Below are 11,166 nucleotides of genomic sequence, written 5' to 3'. Positions count from 1 at the left end.
TAAATTTACGGCGAAATTTTAAACCGAAGCGTCCGCGTAAATTTAAAGCGCAAAGCGGAATTTTATACCACACATTAAATTTAGCCGCGTTGTGATATAAAATTTCGCAGCCGTCTTTTAAGCCTGGCTTTGCCTCACGCTGAAGTCGCGAAGTAAAATTTTACCTCATCTATGGCGGCACGGACGGCGCGCTGAAATTCAGGCTTTAAATTTAGCGCAAAACATGGGCCGCTTAAAATTTCGCCTTAACTGAAACCATCTTTAATGCGCGTGCCCCGAATGCATATCGTGCGCAGTGCCGTTACTTTCGCGCATATTCCCCATATCGTGCGGTGAGCCTTGAGAGTGCGCCGTGCTGCCTGCATCGCCGCCGCCCATATCATGCTTAGGTTCATTCATGCCGTGCTCTGCGGAATGAGGGTCTTTCATGCCGCCCATATCGCCATGCATACTTCCCATATTGCCGTGCGCATCGCGACCCATATCGCCCATTCCCATGCCGTGCGAGCCGCCGCCTGCTTTAAGCGCCGCGACTACTTGATCGAAGTTGAAGTCTTGCTTTCCCTCTTGCTTGTTTTTAAACGCGCCCCAGCCGAACGACATAGGGGTTTTAAAGCCCTTGTAAAAATGCGCCGTGCGTGCGTCGATAAACTCGCCGTTGCCGCTAGCGTCATTGATGTAAATTTTGGCGTCCTTCAGCCAGTTTAGTTTGTCGTTGGTAACCATAAAATCCACCAAGCAGCCGATGTCGTCAAAGTAATGGTTTTTGCCGTCCACGCGTACATCGACGCTGAAGCGGTTGTCGCTGATCGCCATCTGGCAGTGCTCGCACACGTCCCTGTCGTAGTGGACGTTGCCGTAGTCCTTCTCGTCGCCGCAGCCTAGAAACGTAAGCGCCGCAAGTGCGCAAAGTAAAAATTTAAACATTTTTGTCATCTACGATCCTCCCTAGATCCATACAAATCATTCTTTTTACCAGCCCTTCAACCTCGTCGAGCCTATGCGAGATAAAGATTAAGCTTTTGTCTTTTGCATACTTACGCAAAAGCGTCTTAAAATGCTCGCGCGCGCTCGGATCGAGATTGGCTGTCGGCTCGTCGAAAATCATCGCCTTGCTGGCTCTGCCGAATGCTAGTGCGATTAAAAATTTCTGCTTCATACCGCCAGATAGCTTATGAAAGGGTTTGTTTAAATTTGAACCCAGATCAAGCTCCATTTCGTCGCAAAATTTTACTATATCCGCTCTGCTTGCGTCGGCTGTGCGCTCGGCGAAGTAGATGAGCTCATTTAGGCTCAGCTTAAGCGGCGGCGGGGTTTGCGGCACGAAGCTGATACCGCGTAGAGCGTGGCTGCGCTGCTTAAACGAATCAAATCCGTCGATAGCGACGCTGCCGCTTGTGGGTATGTATTCGCCCAAAATCGTCCGCATTAGCGAGCTTTTGCCCGCGCCGTTTTGCCCGACGAAAAGCACCTGCTCGCCGTCCGCGATATCTAGATCGATATCTTTTAAAACGAATTGATCTGCGAATTTCTTGCTTACGTTTTTAATCTCTATCATAGGCTTCCTTAGATCATATCTTTTAGCTTATTGCCGATACTGAGCGCGTCTTGGTGACACACGTCGATACAGCGTCCGCACAGCGTGCAGTCGATCCCTTTTAGCATAAATTTGCTCTTATCGCCCAGGTTTTCGGACGCCTTTTTTTTGGTGATGTCTAGCACGTGCGAGACGAAGCAGACGTCTTGGCAAACGCCGCAGTGATCGCACCTGCTTTTATCCCAAGTAATCTTGCTAAGGCTAGCTTTCGCCGCAAGCGAATAGGTGCTGCCTAGCGGGCATAGATGAGTGCACCACGCTCGCCTGCTAAAAAACACTTCGAGCAAAAATACAAAAACGATCCAAAGCCCCGCCAGCGAGAAGCCGTAGATGATGAGGCGCGATAAAATTCCCACGACGTTAAAAATTTCAAAAACGAGCAGGTCCGTAATCGCGCTTAGCAGCAAAAACACCGCCCAGATCGCATATCGCATACCGCGCGGCAATGAGCGCTCTTTGATGACGTGCTTAGTAATTAGCGTATTATGCAGCTTTTCGCCGATCTCGCTAAGCGCTCCGTAAGGGCATATCCACGAGCAAAACGCCTTGCCGCCCGCGATGAAGTAAAACAGCAAAATGGTGCCCGAGCCGATGAGTAGATTTATCGGCAGATCTTTGTGCGCGGCGATCACCTCAAGAGTCGCGAAAGGATCTGCTAAGTGAAAGCCAAGTATCCGCGAGCCGCTGATGTCGCCTTCTAAAATTTGAATATCGGCGCGAAAGGAAAGCACGAAAAGCAGATGTACCAAAAATACCGTGGCGTAGCGCAGAGCCCGAATGCTGGGACGCCATTTGCCGCTTTTATTTTTAAGCGCGAAGGTCGAGAAAAAGCTCGTATTTTTGATCGTGCATCGCGAATTATATTTGTCCAAGAGCTACTCTTTAAATTTTGAAATTTCATCCGCGAGCTTATCTAGGCTCTCGTCGCTTACGTTAGTTAAAAGTCCGCTCATCAGGCTGTTTTTGATCTTACCCGCTTTATAATCTTTGAGGCTTGCTAAAATTTGATCCTTGCTCTTGCCTCCGATCGGCGGAGCGATCTTGCCGCGTCCGTCATCGCCGTGGCAGGGCGCGCAGCTTACCAGATAGGAGCTACTAACCTTAAAATCGCGCTCTTTGACGCTCTGCTGCAAAATTTTAATATTTTTTACATCCTTATCGTCGATGAGATCGACGCTTTTGCTCTGCGGCGCAGGCTTTGCTTGTACCTGCGGCTTGACTTCTTGCTGCGGCGCGCTAGAATCGTCCGAACTAGCCATAAAGATCATCAGCGCGATCAGTGCTACACCCAAAATCAAAGCTAAAATTTTGCCCGGTTTCATTTCTGCTCCTTAAATTGTTTGTTGAACTCGTAAATTTCTTTCGCCATCGTCTCTATCTGCTGCTCGCTCATACCCTCGACGAGCTGCACCATAAGAGGATTAGGCTTTTCTTTGAATTTATACTTTTTAATCATATCCACGATCTGCGCGTCGGTTTTATCCAGAAGCGACGGACCGATGATGCCGTTGGCGTAGTCGTCGTGGCACGCTGAACAGCGCAGGATAAAATCATGCCCAAGGCGCTTTTTCATAAGGTCGAAATTTAGCTTTTCGTATTGGTTTTTGATGCTTGAATACGCCACGATATTTTTGGTCGTTTCATTCACGTCGCCGTTTAGATTAAAATTTACCTTTCGTTCGCCGTAAAAATCGTAGCTTACGAACTTATCGTCCTTCTTGGGCGCTTCGCCGCTTTTAACGCTGATGCGAGGCTTTGCAGTATGATTTTGTTCCACGCTCTGCGATGCGGAATTTACACTCGCGGAATTCTGATCCGCAGAATTTTGCCCTGCAGAATTTGCGGCGGCAGAGCTTGAATCGCCGTCATCTCCGCAGCCGCACAGCAAAAGCGCCGCAGCTAGCGAGCAGAGGCGGAATTTAATAGAGTTTTTCATTGTTTTCCTTCATAGATTGATTTGTAATCCGCCCGCGGGATTATCTCGATGATACGCGCCGGGCAGAGCTCTGCGCACGCGCCACAGCCGACGCAAGCGCTACGGATCTGCGGGGCGAAATACGCGCCTGCTTCTATCATCGCAATGGCATCAAGCGGCTGCGGGTAAGGACATAGCGACGCGCATAGATCGCAGGGTTTGCCCTCTTTCGCCGCCAGCGCTGAGTTTAGCTCGCGCTCCTGCTCGGTCTTGGCGGGCTTTAGGCGCAGATCACTAGATTTTAAAGTCTGCCCGCGATACGCCAAACAGGCGTCTAAATTTTCAATTACGGCGATACCCATCGCAACCTTTTTGGGCTCGTTCGTCTCGTGGCTGAGCGCGCCGCTTGGACAGGCGAGCACGCAAGGAAGCGCGCCGCAAAGATAGCAGCCCCGCTCTTTGGCGTCGATGACCGGGGTTCCGATGTCAAAAAGATGCGTAATATCGAGCAGATAGATGCTGTGATAGGGGCAGACCTGCACGCATTGACCGCACTTGATACAGCTAGAGCGGAAGCCTCGTTCCGCTAGCGCTCCAGGCGGGCGTAGATATAAAGAGGCGGAATCCCCGCTATAATTTTCCGCAGAATTTTGTTTTATGGAATTCGGCACGGAATTTTGCTCCGCAGAATTTACGGAATTTGACGCGCCGGAATTCTGCGCTTCGCCGCCCGCGGAATTGGCAGAATTTTCATCCGCAAACAAGCTCGCTGCCCCGAGCGTCCCAAGCGCTCCGCCGAGTAGTTTTATCGCTTCGCGTCTATTCTTTATCATTGCTTCATCCTAGGTTTTGGATCTTTTAGCAGTAGCTCAGGCTCTGAAAACGGAGCGAGCTTGGAGATGAAATTTAAAAGCGCGATCCCGCTGGAGCCGTAAAAAAACCGCACATTCGGTTTATACGCCCAAAGCCTATCCGCGTAGGCGTATGAGCTGTAGCTAACGTCGCCGTAACCGTCGCCGTCGCGGTCAAATCCGTCGTAATCGTCGAAGTAGTTGCCACTCCATTCGTTTTGCAAGAGCTTGGATTGGGGCGTATCGTTTAGCACAATCTCCATATTGCCTTTAAATTTATTGTTTTTAAATACGCTTTTTAACTGCGTGGCGTGGAATTGCACGCCGATGCTGTTGTATTCGATATCGTTGTTTTCAAAAACGTTAAGTGAGCCCGGCTGGTAGGGGGATTGATCCAAATAAAATCCGCGGGCGTTGTAAACGACTTTATTATCCGTAACCCTGAAATTTGAGCTATCCTTCATACCTATGCCTACGCCGTAAGCGCCGTCTGCGTTGCGCACGACATTACGTCTGGCGATATTGTCGCTTGAAAACATAAAAAATAATCCCACGCTATTGCCGTCGTAGTAGTTATCCTCCACGACGTTATGCCCGGAGTTCATAAAGTGCAGCGAATAGCGGCAGCTGTGACCTTTATTGCCTGCGACGAGATTGCCGTTTGAGAAGTAAAAAACGGTGTCGCGGACGTTGTGGACGTCGTTATTTAAAATTTTATTGGCATTGGAGTACCAAAGCTTGATGCCGTCGCCTTTAAAACTCGTGCGGTAGGTATTGCTTGAAATTTCGTTGCCCTCGATCGTTACGTCGTTTGCCTTGCTTAGCACGACGCCGTAGAGCACGTCTTTGATGAGATTATTTTTTATGATTACATTGTTTACGTCGCTTACGTTGATCCCCGCATCCTCGCTAAGATGCTCGAAGCCTCCGTTTTGAATTGTTAAATTCTTGATTGTAACATGCGGAGAGCGGACGCGGATGACCGTTCCGTTGCGATCGCCTATGATCACGGCGGAGCGGTCTAGTCCGTCGATAGTAAGGGGTTTATCGATTAAAATATTGCCGTGGTACTCGCCCGCGGCTAGTTCGATAATATCGCCCGCTTTTGCGCTATCGATCGCGTCTTGAAGCTCGCCCGCGCCTAAGCTTAGCGCGAGCGAGAATGCTAGAAGCAAAAGCCTCATCTATGCTCTCGTAGGAATTTTTTCTTAGATAGTAGAGCTAACGCCGATAGCAGCGATAAAGCTAGCATCAGCCAAAAGCCAAGAGCCGGATATGAATGGGTAGTAAAATGCGCTACGCTGCCGTCGCCAAATGCTGTAGGCATAAAAGGCTTTATTTTAAACGCACCCCAGTCTTGCAGGTTGTGCCCGAACCAATACAGCCAGCCCACGTAGCAGCCGATGAAGATAAGCGGCGCAATGATCGGCAGGATCATAAGCAGGGTCTGCCCCTTGCCGTCGTAGTACAAAAACGCAAGCATACCGATCGTAGCGATTATGAGATAATACGGCGATAGCGAGTGCTCGAGCGTGCCGCCGCGCCAGACAGGATACATGCCGATATAGTGATTTAGGGTATTCATCTCGCCGACATCGCCGCTAAAGCCGTCAACGTGGACGTAAAGTGGAATTCCATCGGGGAAAGCCTCTTTTGGATAGTTCGGCGCCTCGAGTGAAATTTTCCATACGGGTATGCTAGGTACGCCCACTTCAAATTTATGCTCCAGCATCGCGCCTAGATCGTTTTTAACATCACTAGGAATTAGGTGATTTTTATACGATGCTTTCGTATAAAAATTCCATATCGGTGCGGAGTATGCGGGCAGCTGCGAGACGCTGCTAACCTGCCCCGATACGATTTTGCCTTGGACTTTGAAAAATCCGAGCGTAGGGATGGTAAAAGCGACCGTCATAATAAGCAGCGCTAAAATCGCGTAAATTTTATATTTTGGCATTTCATCTCCTTTAAATTCTCCCCCTTGCGGGGGAGAGTGGGGCTAGTTAAGGCCCGCGTTCTCATCGACCCATTTTAGGTATTCGATGATATCTTTGATCTCTTCGTCTTTCATATGCTGATTTGGCATGCGAAGGTTGAAGTAATTTATCATTGCCTTAACGTAGTCGTCTTCGTAGAATTTAGCAGGGTCTTTGATAAAATCGGCTACCCATTTCTCGCCGTTTTCATGGCGAAGTAGGACGCCCGTTAGATCAGGACCCGAGCTTACTTGACCGATGACGTGGCAGCCGTTGCAGCCTCCGCGCAGGTAAGCCTTTTCGCCGTTAGACGCAGCCTCGCTCATAGGAGTGGAGAGCTCGCGGATCAGGTTATTTTTAGCGCGAAGTCCGACATCTGCGGTTTTTACTAAATACTGCCAAACTTGACCTTCCCAAAGTATCGCGCCGTTCATATCGCCGGCTTTTACCGCGGCGTCTGCCTTGGCTTTGGTTTCAGGAATTTTGCCGTATTGATCCAGCGCGTCATCGACTAAAGCCTTGACCTTAGGATATTTCTCGTAGTTTTTCTCTTTTAAGAATTTAACGACTGATTGAATAACGTCGTCGGTGGCTTTATTCGTAGCTACTACCTTGTCGTATTCGGCTTTTAAAGCCTCAGGGCTAAGAGCTTTTAGCATAGACGCTTTAGCTGAAGTGTATTTTTTATTCGGATCTTTTACATATAGATATCCGAACATCTCAAGGTGCAACGCAGAGCAGAATTCTGTGCAGTAGAAAGGAAATACGCCCTCTTTATCTGCGATGAAATTTACGCTCGCAGTCTTACCCGGCTCAAGCGACATATGCAGATCGTAATCATCAACCGTAAAGCCGTGAGTTTCGTCCTCGGCACGCTCTAAATTTGTCATATAGATCGTTACGTTATCGTCCTTATTAACCTCGATGTGCTCAGGATTAATATGGCTGCGGATCGCTGTAGCATAGACTTTTACGTTTTTGCCGTCGCGCTCGATGCGCTCCTGACCTGCTAGCGTCATAGCAGGGTGCTGCTTGCCGGTGCGAGAGTTTGTTCCCATAGTATAGGTAGGTTTCGTATGAAGCTTGCTAGCTGCGATAGAAACTACGTCATGTGGCTCACCTAGACCGATAGGAAGATCGTAAAGCATCTCCATTTTAGGTCCTGTAATGTCGATCAACTGGTGATTTTGCGGATGAAGCGGTCCGATAGGATTAAATCTATCGATCGAAAGCTTATCCAGCGCGATTACGTATTTGCCGACAGGCTTAGAGGATTTGCCCTCCATGGAGTCGAGGTGACCGATATTGTAGTGGACGTTGATCCTATCTAAAACTTTTAGCGTTTTGTAGTTCCATTTTACGATCTGGCTATCAACGTAAAGCGATGTATAGATTACGCCGTCTTGCGAATCGAAGGTGTTATGCAAAGGTCCAAGACCAAGCTCTGCTTGTCCGTGAAGCGTCTTTTGCATATCTAGGATCGGAATTCCGTATGGATCCTTGCCTGCATATTCTTTCTTATCAATTAGCTCTTTGATCTTTTTGAAATCATAAACGCTAGCGTGAGTATCTAGTTTACCGCCGATGATGATATAGCGACCATCAGGGCTAACATCGACGCCATGAGGGGATTTAGCCTCAGGGATCAAAAATAGCGCTCCCGCTTTTACGGCGGCGTCTATCGTAACGATTCTGTGTCCGTTTACGACCTTATAGTTTTTGCTGTCTTGAGCAAGCTTTTCTAGAATTTGCCAGTTGTAAACGTGCAGGTAGTCGGTATCGTTGCGGCTCATACCGGCTTCCATCGGAGGCAGACCCTTTTCGATGCCGCCTGTGTACATTTCGGAGTTAAAGCTGTTGGTAAACGCCCAGCCGAAGCTCTCGCCCTTACCTGCGTCACTTAGATCTTGCATATATGGAGGAAGCTCTAGAGAAAAGGATTTATTTACGTCGATTTTACCTTTGTCGTAGTCAAATTTCCATAGCGTTACCGCACCGCGATAAACCGCCTGATACTCTTCGATCGGGTGCCAGTCGTTATCGAAAGGGGCTGCGTATTGGCTGGTTTCGATGACGTATTCGGTATTAGGCGTTACGAAAGAGCCGCCGTGATCGCTTTTGATTACCGGATTTACGACTATCTGAGTGGTTTCGAAATCGGATAAATTTATAACCGCAATTCTTGGGTTCGCCTTATCGTTGATAAAGAGATAATCGCCCACGTATTCGCCGTTTTTTTCGCTGAAATTTGGATGGTGAGTATCGCCCCAGTTGATCTCTTTGCCGTTAATGGAGCCCGATCTTAAGACCGCCTTACTCTCCTCATCAAAGCCGTATCCCTGCCAAGGCTCCGGGGTAAATACGCCGATATATTTGTAGATCCTCATCGACGGCACGCCGTAAACGATCACCTGTCCGCTTTGACCGCCGGAAGAGAAGACCATATAATCGTCCTTCCTACCGGTCGGCTGATAGGTCTTAGCCGCCGCTAAAACGTCTTTTTCGCTTAAATTTCGTTCTTTCATCACGCGCTCTAGGTCGCTATCTGCGGCACACAGGGCGCTTGCGGCGAACAAAACCGAGCCCAAAAGCACGGGTTTGAAACTTTTTAACATACTAATCCTTTCTTAGAATTTTAAAATTTTACCTGATTTGCTGACTACGAGGATCGCTTCCCCGTCTGCGTACATCGCTAAAAATTCGCTTTTTAAATCCACAACCTCCTTTAATCCTGCTTTTTGATTTTCGTAAATTTTATCTTTAGTAGCGATAAACTGCGTGCCGCGGGCGCATACGATGGATTTGATCCAAGAGCCCACGCTTTTGCGCTCGCCGCTTTTTAAATTTATAAAATTCCCCTCTATATCGCCCGTAAACAGCGTCCCGTCGCAGTCTGCAAGCGCAGTGGCGATAGAGCCGCTTAAATTTTTATCGCCAGCTTCGACTGAAATTTCGCTTTGGGTTTTAAGCCCCTCGTCTTGAAATTTTGCGCCTTTGAATTCTAAGCTTTGAAATTCCGCGCTCTTTGCGCCGCTAGCTTTCGTTTTGTTTGGCTCGGAGCCTTGCACACTTTTTGTGCTATTAAATTCCGCATCTTTAGATTTCACGCCACCAAGCTCTCCCTGCGCGGCGCGATTAGGCGCTGTATCGATGCCGCTAAATTTAATCGCGACAAGATCTGCACTAAAACAGGCTACGCCGCTCCAGCTTGCGACGCAAAGTCCGTTAGCGCCTAGGCTAACGGCATTGATCCTGCCGTAATGAAACGAAATTCCGCGCAGCCCATCTGGGATGGAATTTTTATTTAAAGATTGCCCGTTCGCGGTGGAATTCTCACCTGGGGCGTAGCCGCCATCCGCGCTGTTATCAGGGTCTTCGTCTAATCTTATTAGTTGATTCTTATCCACTACCGCGTAAATCGCGTCTTTTGCGGCATAGATCGCATCTATTTGGGCTGTGCCGCTACGCCCCGTCTTAAGCGCGCCTAAAAACTTTAATCTATCGTTTAGTACCGCGATTTCGGCTCCGCCCCAAGCTAGATAAATTTTGCCGTTTTTAAAATTTAGAGCCGTGATTTCGTTATCGCTGTATTTTTGCGCGAACTCCACATCCCATTTAGCAGTATCAAACATCCTAAGCTCGCCGCCACTGTCGCATAAAAGCAGTCGGTGCGAGCTTGCGTCGAATGCGCCCAGACGCAGCGTGGAGTTTAGATCAAAGCTACCTGCTGCTGCCATCTGCGATAAACAAATCAAAAAGGCAATACAAAATTTTATAAAATTCATCTTAATCCACTCTTTGCGAAATGATACTACTCCAAGGCTTAAAAATCGGTTTAAAGCTTGAGCTATAATGGAATTCTAAGTTTTCTTAAAAGTTGCGAAATTCTATGATATAAAAACAGCTCTAAGTGAAATTTTATTTTTCACATTTCGCTATAAATTCTGCTTTAAAATTATAATTTCAGTAAATTTTTATTTTGATAGATTTTTACAATTCGTAACGCTCCTTTAATTTTGTTTAAATAAAAAGTTAGTATAATCGCCAAAGTTTGTTTTAATTTTTACGAAGGAGAAACGATGGAGTTTCTGACAAGTTTGTCTGAGGGCACGCAATTTTTTATTCAATTGCTTATCGTGCTTGGCTGTTTGTTCTATGGCGCTAAAAAGGGCGGTATGGCCCTTGGAATTTTAGGCGGCATAGGACTTGTAATTTTGGTATTCGGTTTTAAGCTTCAACCCGGAAAGCCCGCCGTTGACGTTATCCTTACCATCCTGGCCGTCGTCGTAGCGAGTGCGACGCTACAGGCTACGGGCGGACTTGACGTTATGCTTCAGCTTGCCGAGAAGCTTCTTAGAAAGCATCCTAAATTTATATGTATCATCGCTCCTATGGTTGCGTGGACGCTTACGATTTTATGCGGAACGGGACACACCGTCTATACGCTGCTTCCGATCATCTATGACGTAGCTATTAAAAATGGGATTCGCCCTGAGCGCCCGATGGCTGCTTCTACGATCTCCTCGCAGCTTGCTATCATCGCCAGCCCCGTTTCGGTTGCCGGCGTTTCGATGGTCGCGATCTTGCTAGGTCAAGGCGTGCATATCGAGGGCTTTAGTACGTATTTGGATCTACTTAAATTAACAATCCCTTCTACTTTCATCGGTATGCTTGCGATCGGAACGTGGTCGATTTTTAGAGGTAAAGATCTAGATAAAGATCCGGAATTCCAAGAAAAGATCAAAGATCCGGAGCAGAAAAAATATATCTACAGCGAAAGCACGACCTTGTTAGGTCAAAAGCTTCCTAGGATTAAGTGGGTTTGCA

At 47.8% G+C, this 11,166-nt stretch carries 11 protein-coding genes; 1 reads left to right on the top strand and 10 read right to left on the bottom strand.

Annotated features, from left to right (window positions below):
- Positions 1 to 261 precede the first annotated feature (261 nt).
- The 10 genes from Q0620_RS02240 to Q0620_RS02195 are packed head-to-tail and all read right to left on the bottom strand — an operon-like array spanning position 262 to position 10,124.
- Positions 262 to 936 carry a hypothetical protein gene (locus Q0620_RS02240; protein WP_298783039.1) on the bottom strand — a complete coding sequence of 225 codons (675 nt, stop codon included), beginning with the start codon at positions 934 to 936 and terminating at the stop codon, positions 262 to 264.
- Positions 920 to 1,558 carry an ABC transporter ATP-binding protein gene (locus Q0620_RS02235; RefSeq protein WP_298783038.1) on the bottom strand — a complete coding sequence of 213 codons (639 nt, stop codon included), beginning with the start codon at positions 1,556 to 1,558 and terminating at the stop codon, positions 920 to 922. Before Q0620_RS02235 ends, Q0620_RS02240 begins: the two co-directional genes overlap by 17 nt.
- 8 nt (positions 1,559 to 1,566) lie before the next feature.
- Positions 1,567 to 2,469: a NapH/MauN family ferredoxin-type protein gene (locus tag Q0620_RS02230; RefSeq protein ID WP_298783037.1), complete on the bottom strand. Its 903-nt coding sequence runs from the start codon at positions 2,467 to 2,469 to the stop codon at positions 1,567 to 1,569.
- 3 nt (positions 2,470 to 2,472) lie between these two features.
- The gene (locus Q0620_RS02225; RefSeq protein WP_297883279.1) at positions 2,473 to 2,919 is read right to left on the bottom strand and encodes a cytochrome C; all 447 of its coding nucleotides are present in this window, start codon (positions 2,917 to 2,919) and stop codon (positions 2,473 to 2,475) included.
- Positions 2,916 to 3,533 carry a hypothetical protein gene (locus tag Q0620_RS02220; protein ID WP_298783036.1) on the bottom strand — a complete coding sequence of 206 codons (618 nt, stop codon included), beginning with the start codon at positions 3,531 to 3,533 and terminating at the stop codon, positions 2,916 to 2,918. The genes Q0620_RS02225 and Q0620_RS02220 overlap by 4 nt, the downstream gene beginning before the upstream one ends.
- Positions 3,530 to 4,345: a 4Fe-4S dicluster domain-containing protein gene (locus Q0620_RS02215; RefSeq protein WP_298783035.1), complete on the bottom strand. Its 816-nt coding sequence runs from the start codon at positions 4,343 to 4,345 to the stop codon at positions 3,530 to 3,532. Before Q0620_RS02215 ends, Q0620_RS02220 begins: the two co-directional genes overlap by 4 nt.
- Complete coding sequence (locus Q0620_RS02210; RefSeq protein ID WP_298783034.1) at positions 4,342 to 5,547, bottom strand: nitrous oxide reductase family maturation protein NosD; 1,206 nt, start codon at positions 5,545 to 5,547, stop codon at positions 4,342 to 4,344. Before Q0620_RS02210 ends, Q0620_RS02215 begins: the two co-directional genes overlap by 4 nt.
- Entirely contained in the window at positions 5,544 to 6,320 is a 777-nt protein-coding gene (locus Q0620_RS02205; protein ID WP_005870834.1) for a hypothetical protein, read from the bottom strand. The genes Q0620_RS02210 and Q0620_RS02205 overlap by 4 nt, the downstream gene beginning before the upstream one ends.
- Before the next feature lie 42 nt (positions 6,321 to 6,362).
- Entirely contained in the window at positions 6,363 to 8,954 is a 2,592-nt protein-coding gene (gene nosZ / locus Q0620_RS02200) for a Sec-dependent nitrous-oxide reductase (protein ID WP_005870833.1), read from the bottom strand.
- Between the two features lie 12 nt (positions 8,955 to 8,966).
- On the bottom strand, positions 8,967 to 10,124 hold the full coding sequence (locus Q0620_RS02195) for a hypothetical protein (RefSeq protein ID WP_298783033.1): 1,158 nt from the start codon (positions 10,122 to 10,124) through the stop codon (positions 8,967 to 8,969).
- A 294-nt stretch (positions 10,125 to 10,418) separates the two neighbouring features.
- Here Q0620_RS02195 and Q0620_RS02190 point away from each other — a divergent pair.
- Positions 10,419 to 11,166, top strand: a 748-nt coding sequence (locus Q0620_RS02190; RefSeq protein ID WP_298783032.1) for an anaerobic C4-dicarboxylate transporter family protein, incomplete at its 3' end; no start/stop codon positions are given.

This window comes from uncultured Campylobacter sp. (assembly GCF_938017615.1).
Lineage (GTDB): Bacteria > Campylobacterota > Campylobacteria > Campylobacterales > Campylobacteraceae > Campylobacter_B.
Note: the sequence above shows the minus strand (reverse complement) of the source record. Positions and strands in the feature narration are given on the sequence as shown.

Bases quoted from the DNA above. Each gene is read 5' to 3' on its own strand.
- Q0620_RS02240 (WP_298783039.1), bottom strand. From the start codon at position 936: ATGACAAAAATGTTTAAATTTTTACTTTGCGCACTTGCGGCGCTTACG.
- Q0620_RS02235 (WP_298783038.1), bottom strand. From the start codon at position 1,558: ATGATAGAGATTAAAAACGTAAGCAAGAAATTCGCAGATCAATTCGTT.
- Q0620_RS02225 (WP_297883279.1), bottom strand. From the start codon at position 2,919: ATGAAACCGGGCAAAATTTTAGCTTTGATTTTGGGTGTAGCACTGATC.
- Q0620_RS02220 (WP_298783036.1), bottom strand. From the start codon at position 3,533: ATGAAAAACTCTATTAAATTCCGCCTCTGCTCGCTAGCTGCGGCGCTT.
- Q0620_RS02215 (WP_298783035.1), bottom strand. From the start codon at position 4,345: ATGATAAAGAATAGACGCGAAGCGATAAAACTACTCGGCGGAGCGCTT.
- Q0620_RS02210 (WP_298783034.1), bottom strand. From the start codon at position 5,547: ATGAGGCTTTTGCTTCTAGCATTCTCGCTCGCGCTAAGCTTAGGCGCG.
- Q0620_RS02205 (WP_005870834.1), bottom strand. From the start codon at position 6,320: ATGCCAAAATATAAAATTTACGCGATTTTAGCGCTGCTTATTATGACG.
- nosZ (WP_005870833.1), bottom strand. From the start codon at position 8,954: ATGTTAAAAAGTTTCAAACCCGTGCTTTTGGGCTCGGTTTTGTTCGCC.
- Q0620_RS02195 (WP_298783033.1), bottom strand. From the start codon at position 10,124: ATGAATTTTATAAAATTTTGTATTGCCTTTTTGATTTGTTTATCGCAG.